The 17,515-nt window shown below is 56.4% G+C and carries 16 protein-coding genes and 1 other RNA gene; 13 read left to right on the top strand and 4 right to left on the bottom strand.

Annotated elements, in window-relative coordinates; translation table 11 throughout:
* The first annotated feature begins 270 nt into the window (after nt 1–270).
* From tkt to BWI95_RS06200, 8 genes are all read left to right on the top strand, one after another.
* Nucleotides 271–2,262, top strand: a complete 1,992-nt coding sequence (tkt, locus tag BWI95_RS06235; protein WP_054803588.1) for a transketolase — start codon at nt 271–273, stop codon at nt 2,260–2,262.
* A 231-nt stretch (nt 2,263–2,493) separates the two neighbouring features.
* Nucleotides 2,494–3,243, top strand: coding sequence for a phage antirepressor KilAC domain-containing protein (locus tag BWI95_RS06230; protein WP_076769181.1), 750 nt, complete (start codon nt 2,494–2,496; stop codon nt 3,241–3,243).
* A gap of 411 nt (nt 3,244–3,654) precedes the next feature.
* On the top strand, nt 3,655–4,674 hold the full coding sequence (gene epd, locus BWI95_RS06225) for an erythrose-4-phosphate dehydrogenase (RefSeq protein WP_076769180.1): 1,020 nt from the start codon (nt 3,655–3,657) through the stop codon (nt 4,672–4,674).
* A gap of 47 nt (nt 4,675–4,721) precedes the next feature.
* On the top strand, nt 4,722–5,885 hold the full coding sequence (gene pgk / locus BWI95_RS06220) for a phosphoglycerate kinase (RefSeq protein WP_023481068.1): 1,164 nt from the start codon (nt 4,722–4,724) through the stop codon (nt 5,883–5,885).
* Between the two features lie 86 nt (nt 5,886–5,971).
* On the top strand, nt 5,972–7,051 hold the full coding sequence (gene fbaA / locus BWI95_RS06215) for a class II fructose-bisphosphate aldolase (protein ID WP_023480871.1): 1,080 nt from the start codon (nt 5,972–5,974) through the stop codon (nt 7,049–7,051).
* A gap of 188 nt (nt 7,052–7,239) precedes the next feature.
* Nucleotides 7,240–8,100, top strand: a complete 861-nt coding sequence (mscS, locus tag BWI95_RS06210) for a small-conductance mechanosensitive channel MscS (protein WP_054803587.1) — start codon at nt 7,240–7,242, stop codon at nt 8,098–8,100.
* Nucleotides 8,101–8,239: 139 nt separating this feature from the next.
* Entirely contained in the window at nt 8,240–8,875 is a 636-nt protein-coding gene (gene argO / locus BWI95_RS06205; RefSeq protein ID WP_054803586.1) for an arginine exporter ArgO, read from the top strand.
* A 93-nt stretch (nt 8,876–8,968) separates the two neighbouring features.
* Nucleotides 8,969–9,718: an oxidative stress defense protein gene (locus BWI95_RS06200; protein ID WP_054803585.1), complete on the top strand. Its 750-nt coding sequence runs from the start codon at nt 8,969–8,971 to the stop codon at nt 9,716–9,718.
* A 39-nt stretch (nt 9,719–9,757) separates the two neighbouring features.
* Here the strand turns inward: BWI95_RS06200 and argP are convergent, their stop codons facing one another.
* Nucleotides 9,758–10,651: a DNA-binding transcriptional regulator ArgP gene (argP, locus tag BWI95_RS06195; protein WP_023480875.1), complete on the bottom strand. Its 894-nt coding sequence runs from the start codon at nt 10,649–10,651 to the stop codon at nt 9,758–9,760.
* A 162-nt stretch (nt 10,652–10,813) separates the two neighbouring features.
* Here argP and rpiA point away from each other — a divergent pair, with 162 nt between their 5' ends.
* Nucleotides 10,814–11,473, top strand: a complete 660-nt coding sequence (gene rpiA / locus BWI95_RS06190) for a ribose-5-phosphate isomerase RpiA (RefSeq protein WP_023480899.1) — start codon at nt 10,814–10,816, stop codon at nt 11,471–11,473.
* 265 nt (nt 11,474–11,738) lie between these two features.
* Nucleotides 11,739–12,971 (top strand): phosphoglycerate dehydrogenase, encoded by a 1,233-nt coding sequence (gene serA, locus BWI95_RS06180; protein WP_076769179.1) that lies wholly within the window; start codon nt 11,739–11,741, stop codon nt 12,969–12,971.
* A gap of 44 nt (nt 12,972–13,015) precedes the next feature.
* On the opposite strand, the gene BWI95_RS06175 is transcribed toward serA, so the two are convergent.
* The 3 genes from BWI95_RS06175 to zapA all read right to left on the bottom strand — a co-directional run bounded on the left by BWI95_RS06175 (nt 13,016) and on the right by zapA (nt 14,189).
* Complete coding sequence (locus BWI95_RS06175) at nt 13,016–13,612, bottom strand: 5-formyltetrahydrofolate cyclo-ligase (RefSeq protein ID WP_054803584.1); 597 nt, start codon at nt 13,610–13,612, stop codon at nt 13,016–13,018.
* Nucleotides 13,613–13,633: 21 nt separating this feature from the next.
* Nucleotides 13,634–13,817: non-coding RNA, 6S RNA (ssrS, locus tag BWI95_RS06170), on the bottom strand.
* Between the two features lie 42 nt (nt 13,818–13,859).
* On the bottom strand, nt 13,860–14,189 hold the full coding sequence (zapA, locus tag BWI95_RS06165; protein WP_023480874.1) for a cell division protein ZapA: 330 nt from the start codon (nt 14,187–14,189) through the stop codon (nt 13,860–13,862).
* 227 nt (nt 14,190–14,416) lie between these two features.
* Here zapA and BWI95_RS06160 point away from each other — a divergent pair, with 227 nt between their 5' ends.
* The 3 genes from BWI95_RS06160 to ubiH are packed head-to-tail and all read left to right on the top strand — an operon-like array spanning nt 14,417 to nt 17,510.
* Nucleotides 14,417–14,995, top strand: a complete 579-nt coding sequence (locus BWI95_RS06160) for a YecA/YgfB family protein (protein ID WP_023480800.1) — start codon at nt 14,417–14,419, stop codon at nt 14,993–14,995.
* Between the two features lie 26 nt (nt 14,996–15,021).
* A complete protein-coding gene (gene pepP, locus BWI95_RS06155; protein WP_076769178.1) occupies nt 15,022–16,335 on the top strand; it encodes a Xaa-Pro aminopeptidase in 1,314 nt (437 codons plus the stop codon).
* Entirely contained in the window at nt 16,332–17,510 is a 1,179-nt protein-coding gene (gene ubiH, locus BWI95_RS06150; RefSeq protein ID WP_054803582.1) for a 2-octaprenyl-6-methoxyphenyl hydroxylase, read from the top strand. The genes pepP and ubiH overlap by 4 nt, the downstream gene beginning before the upstream one ends.
* The last annotated feature ends 5 nt before the right edge of the window (nt 17,511–17,515 follow it).

Here is a 17,515-nt window from a genome sequence, read left to right as displayed (position 1 = left end):
CTTCCGCAATGATTGAGTCGTTTTTTGCTCCGCCGATCTTCTACACGAGAGGGCGGTGAACGCCAGTATAAAGAAGAGAGTGTTGGACGGGCGAGGAGATTGCGCAACTTGCGAGCGGCTTCCAGAGATTTCTGAAGCGCAAAAGGATGCTCCATGTACATGATTACCCGCTTGGGTTACATTGTTGGCACTTTTTTCCGGCGTAGCCCAAAACGCGCTGTCGTCAAGTCGTTACGGGATTAGCCCTTAACAGTCCGATCTGGAGTCAAAATGTCCTCACGTAAAGAGCTTGCCAATGCTATTCGTGCGCTGAGCATGGACGCGGTACAGAAAGCCAAATCCGGTCACCCGGGAGCCCCGATGGGCATGGCAGACATCGCCGAAGTGTTATGGCGTGATTTCCTGAACCATAACCCGACGAATCCTGCATGGGCTGACCGCGACCGCTTTGTGCTGTCCAATGGTCACGGCTCGATGCTGATCTACAGCCTGCTGCATCTCACCGGCTACGATCTGCCGATTACCGAACTGCAGAACTTCCGCCAGCTGCACTCCAAAACGCCGGGTCACCCGGAAGTGGGTTACACCGCAGGCGTTGAAACCACCACCGGCCCGCTGGGTCAGGGGATTGCAAACGCAGTCGGTATGGCGATTGCCGAGAAGACGCTGGCCGCACAGTTCAACCGTCCGGGTCATGATATTGTTGACCACTTCACCTACGCCTTTATGGGCGACGGCTGCATGATGGAAGGCATCTCTCACGAAGCCTGCTCGCTGGCCGGTACGCTGAAGCTGGGCAAACTCGTTGCGTTCTACGACGACAACGGCATCTCTATCGACGGCCACGTTGAAGGCTGGTTCACCGACGATACCGCAAAACGCTTTGAAGCCTACGGCTGGCACGTGGTGCGCGGTGTGGACGGCCACGATGCCGACGCCATCAAACGCGCCGTTGAAGAAGCACGCAGCGTCACCGACAAACCGTCGCTGCTGATGTGCAAAACCATCATCGGTTTCGGCTCGCCGAACAAAGCCGGTACCCACGACTCCCACGGCGCGCCGCTGGGTGATGCGGAAGTAGCGCTGACCCGCGAACAGCTGGGCTGGAAGCACGCTCCGTTTGAGATCCCGTCTGAGATTTATGCGCAGTGGGATGCGAAAGAAATGGGTCAGGCGAAAGAGTCTGCATGGAACGAGAAGTTCGCCGCTTACGCGAAAGCGTTCCCGGAGCTGGCTGCCGAATTCACGCGTCGTATGAAAGGCGAGATGCCGGAAGATTTCGCGGCGAAAGCCAACGAGTTCATTGCCAAACTGCAGGCCAACCCGGCGAAAATCGCCAGCCGTAAAGCTTCCCAAAACGCTATCGAAGCGTTTGGCCCGCTGCTGCCGGAGTTCCTTGGCGGTTCCGCTGACCTCGCGCCTTCCAACCTGACTCTGTGGTCCGGCTCGAAAGCGATCAATGAAGATGCCGCAGGCAACTACATTCACTACGGCGTGCGCGAGTTCGGTATGACCGCGATTGCCAACGGCATCTCTCTGCACGGCGGTTTTGTGCCGTACACCTCCACCTTCCTGATGTTCGTCGAGTATGCGCGTAACGCGGTACGTATGGCGGCGTTGATGAAGCAGCGTCAGGTGCTGGTTTACACCCACGACTCCATCGGTCTGGGTGAAGATGGCCCGACGCACCAGCCGGTTGAGCAGGTTGCTTCTCTGCGCCTGACCCCGAACGTCAGCACCTGGCGTCCGTGTGACCAGGTGGAATCTGCGGTTGCGTGGAAATATGGCGTTGAGCGTCACGACGGCCCGACGGCGCTGATCCTCTCTCGCCAGAACCTGGCGCAGCAGGAGCGTACCGAGCAGCAGCTGGCGGATATCGCTCGCGGCGGTTACGTGCTGAAAGATTGTGACGGTCAGCCGCAGCTGATCTTCATCGCCACCGGTTCTGAAGTGGAGCTGGCCGTTGCTGCATGGGAACGTCTGACGGCTGAAGGCGTGAAAGCGCGCGTGGTCTCCATGCCGTCTACCGACACCTTCGACAAGCAGGATGCTGCTTACCGTGAAGCGGTGCTGCCGAAAGCGGTCAGCGCGCGCGTGGCGGTGGAAGCCGGTATCGCCGACTTCTGGTGCAAATACACCGGCCTGAACGGCGCGGTTGTTGGCATGACCACCTTCGGTGAGTCTGCGCCGGCAGAGCTGCTGTTCGAAGAGTTTGGCTTCACCGTAGATAACGTGGTCGCCAAAGCCAAAGAGCTGCTGTAATCCCCATTACCCGGTAGCGTTTCGCTTACCGGGTCTGCACTATTCCGTGCCGGAGCAGGCGTCATCGCCCTCCGGCACGTCTACGTTATGCCTTCACCACGCTCTCCTCTTTTTACTCAACGCTCTTAAAGCACCCTTGATCTATGCGTAAAAAATATACTGGATATCTATCCAGTAAGTTGTATACTATTTCCTCACCTTAACTGATGTGAGTTTGAGTAAGGAGTGAACATGCAGATCTCTGGTGAACATCTCAATTCGCAGGCTGCCGCGTCGACCATCAGCAGCCGCGAAATCGCGAAGCTGACGGGCGTAACCCATGCCGAAGTCAAACGGATGGTTAAAAGCCTGGAAACTGCGCAACGTCTTTCCCAGCCGGTAAGCGCCAATGCTTACGAGCGCGAGGGCGAAATGCGGCAGGAGTTTTTGCTCAACAAGCGCGACTCACTGTTGACGGTTTCACGCCTTTCTCCGGCTTTTACCGCCGAAATGCTCGATCGCTGGCAGGAGCGCGAAAAAACCGTCGGCCTGCCGGATTTTACCAATCCTGCCGCAGCGGCACGCGCCTGGGCGGAGCAGTATGAAAAGCGCCAGCGTGCGGAAGCGCAGCTTGCCATTACTGCGCCTAAAGCGGAGTTTTTCGACCAGTATGTGCGGGTTGAAGAGTCGCTCGGTTTCCGCCAGCTGTGCAAAATGCTGCGCGTGAAAGAGCCGCAGTTCCGCCGCTTTTTGCTGGAGCGCAATATCATGCAGCGGGTAAACGGTGCGTTGATGCCGCCGCAGTACCATATCGATGCGGGTTACTTCACCGTGCATGGCGGCGTGGGCGAAAACAGCCACAGCTGGTCGCAGGCGCGCTTCACCGCGAAGGGCGTCAAATGGGTGGCCGATCTGTGGGCGAAAGAGCTCTCTTCGCAGCCGGTTGAGATGCCGCGCGCGGATCGTACCGAACCGCAGGTGCCGGAGCGCAGCTGGTTTTAAGCCGCGTTTAGTGCACGGCGTTTTATCGCAGAAGTGGGGGAGTGAAATGGGTTCAGAGTAGCCCTCATCAGCCCGGCTTGTTTAATGCTTCACAACACACTCTCCCGTCTGATAAACCAGCAAGGACGCTTTTCTTCCCCCTTCGTTCGTTTTTCTGGCCCTCAGTTAGACCTCTCTTTTCCCGTCAATTATTCCAGCAAAAATGTGATGCAAGTCAGATTACTGGCGAATCCGTCTGGACAATCATTCCTTTTATTCCAGCTTTCGCTTATTCTAGCTGAAGCGTTTCAGTCGGCTAAATGTTCGACAAATAACCAAACAGACGCAGTTCAGGCAGGCGAGGATTCCCCTCTGGTGGCGACTGGATTACTCTGTCATCCACTTCAGGCGGGCTGGCCTTGCAGGAGAGTTATGAGCCTACGCATAGCGATTAACGGTTTCGGTCGCATCGGGCGCAACGTGGTTCGGGCACTCTACGAATCAGGGCGTCGCGCCGAGATCACCGTGGTGGCAATCAATGAACTGGCGGATGCCGCGGGGATCGCGCATCTGCTGAAGTACGACACCAGCCATGGGCGTTTTGCCTGGGATGTGCGCCAGGAGCGGGAGCAGCTATTTATTGGCGACGATGCCATTCGCCTCCTGCACGAAAGCGAGATTTCTGCGCTGCCGTGGCGCGAGCTGGGCGTTGATATCGTGCTTGATTGCACCGGCGTTTATGGCAGCCGTGAAGATGGCGAAGCCCATCTGGCGGCAGGCGCGAAAAAAGTGCTCTTCTCTCATCCTGGCAGCAGCGATCTCGACGCAACCATCGTCTTTGGCGTGAACCATATGACGCTGCGTCCCGAAGATCACCTTGTCTCCAACGCCTCCTGCACCACGAACTGTATTATTCCGGTGATCAAACTGCTCGACGAGGCTTACGGCATTGAGTGGGGAACGGTAACGACAATCCACTCGGCGATGCACGATCAGCAGGTGATTGACGCCTATCATGCCGATCTGCGCCGTACACGCGCAGCCAGCCAGTCAATCATCCCGGTCGATACCAAACTGGCGGCGGGCATCTCGCGCATTTTCCCGCAGTTTAATGACAAATTCGAAGCGATTGCGGTGCGCGTACCGACCATTAACGTCACCGCCATTGATTTAAGCGTAACGGTGCAAAAGCCGGTAAAAGCGAGTGAAGTCAACCAGTTGCTGCAAAAAGCAGCGCAGGGAACATTTCATGGTATAGTTGACTATACGGAATTACCGTTGGTCTCAATTGATTTTAACCACGATCCGCATAGTGCCATTGTCGATGGCACGCAAACCCGGGTCAGTGGTTCGCACCTGATTAAAACCCTTGTGTGGTGCGACAACGAATGGGGCTTTGCTAACCGTATGCTCGACACAACGTTAGCAATAGCTGCAGTGAGTTTCAGGTAAGGCACGCGAGTGTCTACAAAACTTAAGAATCATCGAGAGGATTCACCATGTCTGTAATTAAGATGACCGATCTGGATCTGGCTGGTAAACGCGTTCTAATCCGTGCGGATTTGAACGTACCGGTTAAAGAAGGGAAAGTGACCAGCGATGCGCGTATCCGTGCTTCTCTGCCGACCATCGAACTGGCGCTGAAACAGGGCGCGAAAGTGATGGTAACGTCTCACCTGGGTCGCCCGACCGAAGGTGAATACAACGAAGAATTCTCTCTGCTTCCGGTAGTTAACTATCTGAAAGACAAACTCTCCAACCCGGTTCGCCTGGCAAAAGATTACCTGGATGGCGTAGAAATCGCTGCCGGTGAGCTGGTCGTGCTGGAAAACGTACGCTTCAACAAAGGCGAGAAGAAAGACGACGAAACGCTGGCGAAGAAATATGCCGCGCTGTGCGACGTCTTTGTCATGGACGCCTTTGGTACTGCGCACCGCGCGCAGGCTTCTACTCACGGTGTCGGTAAATTTGCTGATGTCGCGTGCGCAGGCCCGCTGCTGGCAGAAGAGCTGGACGCACTGGGTAAAGCACTGAAAGAGCCGGCTCGCCCGATGGTGGCTATCGTTGGCGGCTCCAAAGTTTCTACCAAACTGACCGTGCTGGATTCCCTGTCCAAAATCGCTGACCAGTTGATCGTTGGCGGCGGTATCGCTAACACCTTCGTTGCGGCCCAGGGTCATAACGTTGGTAAATCCCTGTACGAAGCGGATCTGGTTGATGAAGCCAAACGTCTGCTGAGCACCTGCGATATTCCGGTTCCGACCGATGTGCGTGTGGCGACCGAGTTCTCCGAAACCGCTAACGCGACGCTGAAATCCGTTAATGACATCAAAGATGATGAGCAAATTCTGGATTTGGGCGACGTTTCCGCACAGAAACTGGCTGAAATCCTGAAAAACGCCAAAACTATTCTGTGGAATGGTCCGGTTGGCGTCTTTGAGTTCCCGAACTTCCGTAAGGGTACTGAAATCGTGGCGAACGCCATCGCTGACAGCGACGCGTTCTCCATCGCAGGCGGCGGCGACACGCTGGCTGCTATCGATCTGTTCGGTATCGCTGACAAGATCTCCTACATCTCCACTGGCGGCGGCGCATTCCTCGAATTCGTGGAAGGCAAAGTTCTGCCGGCAGTAGCCATGCTCGAAGAGCGCGCTAAGCAGTAAGATCAGCAGGGCGGGGTAACCCGCCTTAATTTCAGCGCGCTATAAGGCACGCATTTTTCCAGGCCAAAGATACAGGACTACGTAACATGTCTAAAATTTTTGATTTCGTAAAACCTGGCGTGATCACCGGTGATGACGTTCAGAAAGTGTTCCAGGTAGCTAAAGAAAACAACTTCGCTCTGCCAGCAGTTAACTGCGTGGGCACTGACTCCATCAACGCCGTTCTGGAAGCCGCTGCGAAAGTTCGCGCACCAGTAATCGTACAGTTCTCCAACGGCGGCGCTGCGTTCATCGCGGGCAAAGGCGTGAAAACTGACGTTCCTCAGGGCGCGGCTATTCTGGGTGCGATCTCTGGCGCGCATCACGTTCACCAGATGGCAGAACACTACGGTGTGCCGGTTATTCTGCACACTGACCATTGCGCGAAAAAACTGCTGCCGTGGATCGACGGCCTGCTGGACGCGGGTGAAAAACACTTCGCTGCTACCGGCAAACCGCTGTTCTCTTCTCACATGATCGACCTGTCTGAAGAGTCTCTGGAAGAGAACATCGAGATCTGCTCTAAGTACCTCGAGCGCATGTCCAAAATGGGCATGACCCTCGAGATCGAACTGGGCTGCACCGGCGGTGAAGAAGATGGCGTCGACAACAGCCATATGGACGCATCTGCTCTCTACACCCAGCCGGAAGACGTGGACTACGCTTACACCAAGCTGAACGCCATCAGCCCGCGTTTCACCATTGCGGCTTCCTTCGGTAACGTTCACGGCGTTTACAAGCCGGGTAACGTTAAACTGACCCCGACTATCCTGCGTGACTCTCAGGAGTATGTTTCTAAGAAACATAACCTGCCGCACAACAGCCTGAACTTCGTGTTCCACGGCGGTTCCGGCTCTTCTGCTCAGGAAATCAAAGACTCCGTAAGCTACGGCGTTATCAAAATGAACATCGATACCGACACCCAATGGGCAACCTGGGAAGGTATTCTGAAGTACTACAAAGATAACGAAGGCTACCTGCAGAGCCAGCTGGGCAACCCGAAAGGCGAAGACCAGCCGAACAAGAAATACTACGACCCGCGCGTATGGCTGCGTGCAGCGCAGACCAGCATGGTGACGCGTCTGGAGCAGGCATTTAAAGAGCTGAACGCAGTAGACGTTCTGTAATTTACGCAGCTCTTTTCCGAAAAGGCCCGCACTTAGCGGGCCTTTTTTATTGCGAATTCAATAAGCTGCTATTCGCCCGCGAATGTTAACTATTTGGCGAAAGCGCCTCTTTTTGTTTACCCTTTAGGGGGCTGTCCTTTTGGCAAGGGGCGTTTTTTCCGTTTTGGAACAATAGAAGGAAGCACAATATGGAAGATCTTCACGTTGTCGATAGCATCAACAACGCGGGGTCCTGGCTGGTAAATAACCAGGCGCTGCTGTTGAGCTATGCCGTAAATATCGTGGCGGCGATCGCCATCATCATCGTCGGTATGATTGTGGCGCGCGTTATTTCGAACGCCCTTAACCGGGTGATGCGTGCAAGACACATTGACGCCACCGTTGCGGACTTCCTCTCCGCACTGGTTCGCTACGGTATTATCGCATTTACCCTGATTGCTGCGCTGGGGCGCGTCGGCGTACAAACGGCGTCGGTGATCGCGGTGCTCGGTGCCGCCGGCCTGGCCATTGGTCTGGCGCTGCAAGGGTCGCTCTCCAACCTCGCGGCGGGCGTGCTGCTGGTGACCTTCCGTCCGTTCCGCTCTGGCGAGTATGTTGATCTGGGCGGCGTTGCCGGCACGGTATTGCAGGTGCAGATTTTCTCGACCACCCTGCGCACGCCGGATGGCCGCATTATCGTCATCCCGAACGGTAAAATCATCGCGGGCAACATCATTAACTTCTCCCGCGAGCCGGTGCGCCGTAACGAGCTGATTATCGGTGTGGCCTATGATTCGGATATCGACCAGGTCAAACGTATTCTGAACGAGATTATCCAGGCCGATGACCGCATCATCAAAGATCGCGAGATGACGGTACGCCTCAACGAGCTGGGCGCGTCGTCGATCAACTTTGTGGTGCGTATCTGGAGTAAAAGTAGCGATCTGCAAAACGTCTACTGGGATGTACTGGAGACCATCAAGCGCCGTTTCGATGAGGAAGGGATTAGCTTCCCGTTCCCGCAAATGGATGTGAATTTAAAACGGGTTAAAGAGCAACCTGACGAGTAAGCACAAGGCCGACATTGTCGGCCTTTTTTATCGCTGTCGTCATTAGCCTGGTTAATGACGGATTAAAATTATCAATTTCACCTAATGATCCCCGCGCGTTATAGTCAGCTTCCTGCAATAAATCGAATGGATATTTGACGTGTTATCTTATTATTTACAAGGGCTTATGCTGGGTGCTGCTTTGATTTTGCCGCTGGGGCCGCAAAACGCATTCGTCATGAACCAGGGCATTCGTCGGCAGTATCACCTCATGACAGCGCTGCTCTGCACTCTGAGCGACGTTGCGCTGATTTGCGCCGGGGTATTTGGCGGCAGTGCGTTACTGATGCAGTCGCCGTGGCTGCTGGCGCTGGTGACATGGGGCGGAGTGCTTTTTCTGCTGTGGTACGGCTTTGGCGCGCTGAAAACCGCCTTTGCCGGTGATATCGATCTGGAAAATGCAGGAGCGCTTCGCCAGGGGCGTGGGCAGATCATCGCCACCATGCTGGCCGTTACGTGGCTCAATCCCCATGTCTATCTCGATACCTTTGTGGTGCTCGGCAGCCTTGGCGGGCAGTTCGCGGAGATGCCGAAGCGCTGGTTCGCCCTCGGCACCTTCAGCGCCTCTTTTCTCTGGTTCTTCAGCCTGGCGCTACTGGCCGCCTGGCTCGCGCCGCGTTTGCGCACCGCCACAGCGCAGCGGGTTATCAATAGTCTGGTCGGCCTGGTGATGTGGTTTATCGCGCTGAAACTGGCGGTGGAAGGTGTTAACCATTTGCAAGGATTATTCAGTTAAGGTAAGTCCGATGGACAATCAGGCGTAAGTGGCTAAGCTTGCTGCCAGGCGTCCGTCCAACGGGACGTAATTGAGTAACATGGAGGAGTACCTGTGAAACGTAAAGTGATAGCCCTGGCGGCGATGGTGGGTTTCAGCGCAATGGCGGTACAGGCCAGTGAATTGCCGGATGGCCCGCACATTGTCACAACGGGTACGGCAAGCGTGGATGCGACCCCCGATATCGCCACCCTGGCGATTGAAGTGAACGTCGCTGCGAAAGATGCGGCCTCAGCCAAGAAGCAGGCGGACGATCGCGTTGCGCAATACCTGAGCTTCCTTGAGCAAAACGGCATCGCCCGTAAAGATATCAACTCAGCGAACTTACGTACCCAGCCCGATTATGACTACCAGAACGGCAAAAGCATTCTGAAAGGCTATCGCGCTGTGCGCACCGTGGAAGTGACGTTGCGCGAGCTGGATAAGCTTAACTCACTGCTTGATGGCGCGCTGAAAGCGGGTCTGAACGAAATCCGCTCCGTCTCGCTTGGCGTTGCGCAATCGGAGTCCTTCAAGGATAAAGCCCGTAAAGCGGCAATTGATGACGCAACCCGTCAGGCGCAGCAGCTGGCTGCCGGCTTTAATGCCAAACTCGGCCCGGTCTACAGCGTTCGTTACCATGTCTCTAACTATCAGCCGAGCCCGATGGTGCGCATGATGAAGGCCGATGCGCCAGCGGAGTCTGCGGCGCAGGAGACCTACGAACAGCCGACCATCCAGTTTGACGATCAGGTCGATGTAGTCTTCCAGATTGAGCCTAATCAGGCGCAGCAACAACCGCAGTCCACGCCAGCCGCGAAGTAAAGCTGGCGTCCCTCTCCTCATTCGGGGAGAGGGTCTCTCTTAATCCTGTCGCAGTACCCGATGACCGAACGCCAGCAGCGCATCGGTGACGTTGCGCATCATCCGGCTTTCCGGCGCAAAGCGGTGCCAGTAGAGCATACGGCGCTGCAGCAGGCCCGGCGTCAGGTCGATAAGCTCACCGCTCGCCAGCTCTTTTTCGATTTGCAGATGTGGGATCATGCAGCATGTCGTTCCCTGGCGCGCCAGCTGCACAAAGGCTTCCGATGAGTTAACGATATGGCAGGGAACGCTGCCGGGCGGCAGATCGAAATATTGCTGCAAAAAGGCCTGATGCATATCGTCGAGATGGTCAAACGCCACCGCAGGCGCTTTCAGCAGCGCGGAACGCGTCACGCCGTTGGGGAAGTAGCGTTCGGCAAACTCTTTTGAGCCGACAAACAGGTAATCGAGCGCGCCCAGTTTATCCACCAGGCAGCTTGGCAGCGCCTGAGGCTGAATACTCACCGCGCCAACCACTTCACCGCGACGCAGACGCTCCTGGGTGCGGGTTTCATCTTCCACCTGCAAATTGAGGCGAATCGGGGAGTCGACCAGCACCGGCGCCAGCGCGGGCAGCAGCCATGTTGCCAGACTGTCGGCGTTGACCGCAAGCGACAGCAGCAGCGGCGTAGAACCGGTTTGCTCGTCGCCCAGCCACTCCTCTTCCAGCAGCTCAACCTGGCGCAACAGCGCCAGCAGCTTTTGCCCTTGCTCGGTGGGGCGCGGCGGTACGGTACGCACCAGCAATGGCTGCCCGAACATGTTCTCCAGTTGCTTGATACGCTGTGACACGGCGGATTGAGTAATACAGAGCTTTTGCGCAGCACGCTCAAACCCACGCTCACGAATGACTGCATCAAGTGCCTGTAGTGTTCTGTAATCCGGACGTTTCATTGCTCGGGCAATCTCCTGAAAAATAGTCTTTCGCACTATGACATAAATTTCCCGTCGTGGCAGACGAAAATGGTTGTCGAGTATTGTGACACAGGTCACAGGGACTTTTCGGCAGAGCCTATTTATAATGCGCCTGAAATTTCACACCACAGGCGAACGACCATGACGCAGGATGAACTCAAAAAAGCAGTGGGCTGGGCAGCACTTCATTATGTTGAACCCGGCACCATCGTCGGCGTAGGGACCGGCTCCACCGCGGCACACTTTATTGATGCGCTGGGTACCATGAAAGGGCAGATTGAGGGTGCGGTTTCCAGCTCGGATGCTTCCACCGAGAAGCTGAAAAGCTTGGGCATCACCGTTTTCGATCTTAACGCGGTCGATCGCCTGGGGATCTACGTTGACGGCGCGGATGAGATTAACGACCAGATGCAGATGATAAAAGGCGGCGGCGCGGCGCTGACCCGCGAGAAGATCATTGCTTCAGTCGCGGATAAGTTTATCTGTATCGCAGATGCCTCAAAGCAGGTGCCGATCCTCGGTAAATTCCCGTTACCGGTTGAGGTGATCCCGATGGCGCGCAGTGCGGTCGCGCGAACGCTGGTCAAGCTGGGCGGTCGCCCGGAGTATCGCCAGAATGTGGTGACGGATAACGGCAACGTCATCCTTGATGTCTATGGTCTGGAAATTCTCGATCCCATCGCGATGGAGAACACCATCAACAATATTCCCGGTGTGGTCACGGTGGGCTTATTCGCGAATCGCGGGGCTGACGTGGCGCTGATCGGCACCCCGGATGGCGTCAAAACCATCGTGAAATGATCTGACCGGGAGGCAGCGGTCTCCCGGTAAAAATCTGACATCGTTAAATTCGGTGATATCTGTCACGTTTTTCCCCTTCATCTCGCATCCCTGCCGCGAGCTTCTGCTTTTCCAGCATTTTTCTCTGCCATTTCCCGCTGGATGACATTTCTTCAGAGCGGCGACGCAAACGTTCATATTGCCGCGATAGTTTTTTTTGATATGTTGGCTAACGCGGTTTTCCTCCGCACAACATCACAGTCAGACATAAAACAGGGTCGGGTAAATGGCAAAGGTATCACTGGAGAAAGACAAGATTAAATTTCTGCTCGTCGAAGGGGTGCACCAGAAAGCGGTCGAAAGCCTCCGCGCGGCGGGTTATAACAACATCGAATTCCACAAGGGCGCACTGGACAGCGAGCAGTTGAAAGAGTCCATCCGCGACGCCCACTTCATTGGCCTGCGATCCCGTACTCAACTGACTGAAGATGTCATCGCCGCGGCGGAAAAACTGGTCGCCATCGGCTGTTTCTGTATCGGCACCAACCAGGTGAACCTGGAAGCCGCGGCCAAACGCGGTGTACCAGTCTTTAACGCCCCCTTCTCCAATACCCGTTCCGTTGCGGAGTTAGTGATCGGCGAACTGCTGCTGTTGATGCGCGGCATTCCGGAAGCGAACGCCAAAGCGCACCGCGGTATCTGGAACAAGCTGGCGGTTGGCTCCTATGAAGCGCGCGGCAAAAAGCTCGGCATCATTGGCTACGGCCACATTGGCACGCAGCTTGGTATTCTTGCTGAATCGCTGGGGATGAACGTCTTCTTCTACGATATCGAGAACAAACTGCCGCTCGGCAACGCCACCCAGGTGCAGCATCTCTCCGATCTGCTGAACATGAGCGACGTGGTCAGCCTGCACGTGCCGGAAAACGCCTCAACGAAAAATATGATTGGCGAAGAGGAGCTGGCGCTGATGAAGCCGGGCGCACTGCTGATCAACGCGGCACGCGGCACTGTGGTTGATATCCCGGCGCTGTGCGATGCCCTGAAGCGTAAGCACCTGGCGGGCGCAGCGATTGACGTCTTCCCGACCGAACCGGCGACCAACAGCGATCCGTTCGACTCGCCGCTCTGCGAGTTTGATAACGTTATCCTGACGCCGCACATCGGTGGTTCAACGCAGGAAGCGCAGGAGAATATCGGCCTGGAAGTTGCCGGTAAGCTGATTAAGTACTCCGATAACGGCTCAACGCTCTCGGCGGTAAACTTCCCGGAAGTTTCTCTGCCGTTGCACGGCGGTCGTCGTCTGCTGCATATCCATGAAAACCGTCCTGGCGTGCTAACGGCGCTTAACCAGATTTTTGCCAGCCAGAACATCAACATTGCGGCGCAGTATCTGCAAACTACGCCGCATATGGGCTATGTAGTGGTTGATATCGAAGCGGAAGAAGAGGTTGCGCAGACCGCGCTACAGAGCATGAAAGCGATTCCGGGCACCATTCGTTCCCGTCTGCTGTTCTAAGTTGCGTTAGCTGTTCCTCTCCCGTCCGGGAGGGGAACAAACGCTTACCACTCCCACACCGTTGACGGCGTGATCACCGCAGGCAGCGGAATATCCCACTCCTCTACAGGCAACGTCTCTACGCGCTGGCAATCATGGGCATAACCAACCGGCTGCACGCCATACGCGCGCCAGTTTTGCAGCGTTCTGTCGTAGAACCCGCCGCCCATGCCGAGGCGCTGCCCCTGTTCATCAAAGGCGACTAACGGCGTGATCAGCACATCGAGCTGGCTCAGGGGAAGCACATCACGCACATCCAGTTTCGGCTCCTGAATTTTCAGACGATTGGTCACCAGTTCGCTGCGCGGATGGTAGTGCAAAAAGAGCAGATTGCCGGGGCTGAAAGGGTGTAATACGGGAAGGTAAACGCGTTTGCCGCTTCGCCACAGTTGTTCGATCAGCGGTTGTGTATCGAGCTCGCCGTCAAAGGAGAGAAACAGGGCAACGCTGTGTGCCATGACAACAGGAGGCCAGGCCAGCATGCGCAGTGCGGCTTGTTCAGCGAATTGGCGCTGCTGGGCGCTGGTGATTTCTCGTCGGCGTTGACGAATCTGTTTGCGAATTGCTTGTCGTGACGGAAGTGAATCGGGCAGTTGCGTCATGGTCGTTACTGGTAGAAGAGGGGAATCTCCGAGATGCCGCCGCAGGCTGTAACCCTTGAACCCTTGGTTCAAGGTGAATGTGTCGTCATGATTTTAAGGCTTCTCGGACGGACCGAGCATGCTCACCAACCATGGATCGCCACACTCTGTTGGTATGAAATATCGGCTCAGGGGACTGGCCCGCTTGCAAACATCTCAGAGAATTTTTTAACTTCACTGTCAATCTACCATAGTTGACCTTGAAGTATTATTCAAACTTCGGCCCCGGTCTTTCCGTTATGCGACCCTGATCAAGTAAAGCCTGTTCAATGGTCTGCTGTAACATCTTAATACGCTGCTCCATGCTGGCGGCGTAATCACGGGTTTTTGCCTTTTCCTGAGCAAGCTCGTAGCTGATATTCAGCGCGGCGATAAACACCAACTGCTCAGTATTTGTGACTCTAGTGCGAACCTTCAGATCTTGCAACCGCTGATTCAGATCTTCCGCAGCCTGATTCAGCGCATCTATCTGCTCAGGCGGGCAGTTCACGCGGAGTGAACGGCCAAAAATTTGGATATCGACGGGTTGTGCAGACATGCCACCTTCCTGCTGTTTGACTGCGCTCTGCCTTCGCATTCGAGCCCTGGGCTGCGAAGGGGCGACACTATAAGCGACCCTGGTCAGTACTTTCAACTATTTTACGTCTATACCTTAAGTAATCCGCGTACATGCAATGGCATGTAACGTGAACCATCACGGGTATATCACCAGGGTCCAAAGTGGTAGCATACCATGAATATTTCCCCCAACGACGACGAATGCGCATGTCTATACAGAACGAAATACCTGGTTACAAGGAAGTAGGCCAGTTACTCAACCAACAAGGCGTTGGATTGCATCCTGCTGAAATGCATGGGCTGATCGCGGGGATGCTCTGCGGCGGCAACAAAGACACCTCATGGCAGCCGCTGCTGCATGATTTAACCAACGAAGGGTTGGCCTTCGGTCACGAGTTGGCCCAGGCGCTGCGTGCAATGCATGCCGCCACCAGCGATTCGCTGGAAGATGACGGCTTTCTCTTTCAGCTCTACCTGCCGGAAGGCGACGACGTCAGCGTCTTCGACCGCGCCGATGCGCTGGCAGGCTGGGTGAATCACTTCCTGCTGGGGCTGGGCGTCTCGCAGCCGAAGCTCGACAAAGTGACCGGTGAAACCGGCGAAGCGATTGATGACCTGCGCAACATTGCGCAGCTGGGCTACGACGAAGACGAAGATCAGGAAGAGCTGGAGATGTCTCTGGAAGAGATTATCGAGTATGTCCGCGTTGCGGCGCTGCTCTGCCACGATACCTTCACGCGCCAGCAGCCGACCGCACCGGAAGTGCGCAAGCCCACACTACACTAATTAGTTTTTTACATGGAGGAGGTGTCATGACACAGCTTGAGTTTCTCCGTCGTCGCCAGGCTTTACTGGCACAGATGGTTCCGGGTAGCGCGGCGTTGATCTTTGCCGCGCCGGAAGCGACCCGCAGCGCAGACAGTGAATACCCCTATCGCCAGAACAGCGATTTCTGGTATTTCACCGGTTTTAACGAGCCGGAAGCGGTGCTGGTGCTGATCAAAAGCGATGACACCCACAACCACAGCGTGCTCTTCAACCGCGTGCGCGACAAAACCGCTGAAATCTGGTTTGGTCGCCGCCTGGGCCAGGAGGCCGCGCCGGAGAAGCTCGGCGTCGATCGCGCGCTGGCGTTCCCGGAAATTGACGAGCATCTCTATCAGTTGCTCAATGGCCTCGATGCGGTCTATCACGCGCAGGGCGAATACGCTTATGCGGACACCATCCTCTTTGCCGCGCTCGACAAGCTGCGCAAAGGCTCGCGCCAGAATCTGAAAGCGCCCGCCACGCTGACCGACTGGCGGCCCATCGTGCATGAGATGCGCCTGTTTAAATCCGCTGAAGAGATTGACGTGCTGCGCCGCGCGGGCGAAATTTCCGCGCTGGCCCACACCCGTGCGATGCAGGTGTGCCGCCCGGGTATGTTTGAGTATCAGCTGGAAGGCGAAATTCAGCATGAGTTCAACCGCCACGGCGCGCGCTTTCCCTCCTACAACACCATTGTGGGCGCCGGCGAAAACGGCTGCATCCTGCACTACACCGAGAACGAAAGCGAAATGCGCGCGGGCGATCTGGTGCTGATTGACGCGGGCTGCGAATACAAAGGCTATGCCGGGGATATCACCCGCACCTTCCCGGTCAGCGGCAAATTTACCCCGGCGCAGCGTGAGATTTACGACATTGTGCTCGCCTCGCTGGAACGCGCGCTTGAACTGTTCCGCCCCGGCACCTCAATTCAGGAAGTGACCGGCGAAGTGGTGCGCATCATGGTGAGCGGGCTGGTGAAGCTCGGCATTCTGCAGGGCGACGTTGAAGAGCTGGTTGCACAAAGCGCTCACCGCGCCTTCTTTATGCATGGTTTAAGCCACTGGCTGGGGCTGGATGTGCATGATGTCGGCGTTTATGGCCAGGATCGCTCCCGCGAGCTGGCGCCCGGCATGGTGCTCACCGTTGAGCCGGGGCTTTACATCGCACCGGACGCCGACGTGCCGGAGAAGTATCGCGGTATCGGCATTCGCATCGAAGATGACATTGTCATCACCGACAACGGCAACGAGAACCTGACTGCCAGCGTAGTCAAAAAAGCCGATGAGATTGAAGCGCTGATGGCGAAGGCGCGCGCATGAGCGTGATCATCGTTGGCGGCGGCATGGCTGGCGCAACCCTTGCGCTGGCGATTTCACATCTGACACAGGGCAAGCTTGCCGTTCATCTGGTGGAAGCCAACGCGCCCGGCGCGCAGGATCACCCCGGTTTTGACGCGCGAGCTATCGCGCTGGCGGCAGGCACCTGCCAGCAGCTGGCGCACATCGGCGTCTGGCAGGCGCTTGCCTCCTGCGCAACACCCATCTCAACCGTACACGTCAGCGATCGCGGTCATGCCGGTTTCGTAACGCTGACGGCGGAAGAGTACCGGCTTGAGGCGTTAGGCCATGTGGTTGAGCTGCACGATGTCGGGCTGCGGCTCTTTAAGCGGCTGCAAAACGCGCCGGGCGTCACGCTTCACTGCCCGGATCGCGTCGATCGCTTTACCCGCAGTGAAGAGCAGGTGACGGTGACGCTGCAAAGCGGCAAGCAGCTTACCGGCGAACTGCTGGTGGCGGCAGACGGCTCGCGCTCATCGATTGCCGGGCAGCTCAATATCGACTGGCAGCAGTCGCCTTATGACCAGGCGGCGGTGATTGCCAATGTCACCACTTCTGTTGCCCATCAGGGGCGCGCCTTTGAGCGCTTTACTGAACATGGCCCGCTGGCGATGCTGCCGATGTCGCAGGGGCGCTCTTCGCTGGTGTGGTGTCACCCGCGTGAAAAACAGCAGCAGGTGGCGAGCTGGTCAGACGAACAGTTTTGCGAGGAGTTGCAAAAAGCCTTCGGCTGGCGTCTTGGCCGCATCCTGCATACCGGGAAGCGCAGCGTCTACCCGCTAGCGCTCTCCACTGCCAGCTCATCTGTTTCCCATCGCGCCGTGCTGGTCGGCAATGCCGCGCAGACGCTGCATCCGATTGCAGGGCAGGGCTTCAACCTTGGCATGCGCGATGTGATGACGCTGGCGGAAACCCTTTCTCACGCCTTTATCGAACAGAGTGATGTGGGAAGCTATCCGCTGTTGCTGCGTTATAACCAGCGTCGGCAGGCAGATAAAGCTGCCACCATCGGCGTGACGGATGGGCTGGTGCATCTCTTCGCCAACCGCTGGGCGCCGCTGTTCGTTGGGCGCAACCTCGGGTTGATGGCGATGGAACTATTTACCCCGGCGCGTGATGCGCTGGCGCAACGAACCCTCGGTTGGGTCGCCCGTTAAGGAGC

The organism is Kosakonia cowanii JCM 10956 = DSM 18146 (genome assembly GCF_001975225.1).
GTDB classification, from domain to species: domain Bacteria; phylum Pseudomonadota; class Gammaproteobacteria; order Enterobacterales; family Enterobacteriaceae; genus Kosakonia; species Kosakonia cowanii.
Note: the sequence above shows the minus strand (reverse complement) of the source record. Positions and strands in the feature narration are given on the sequence as shown.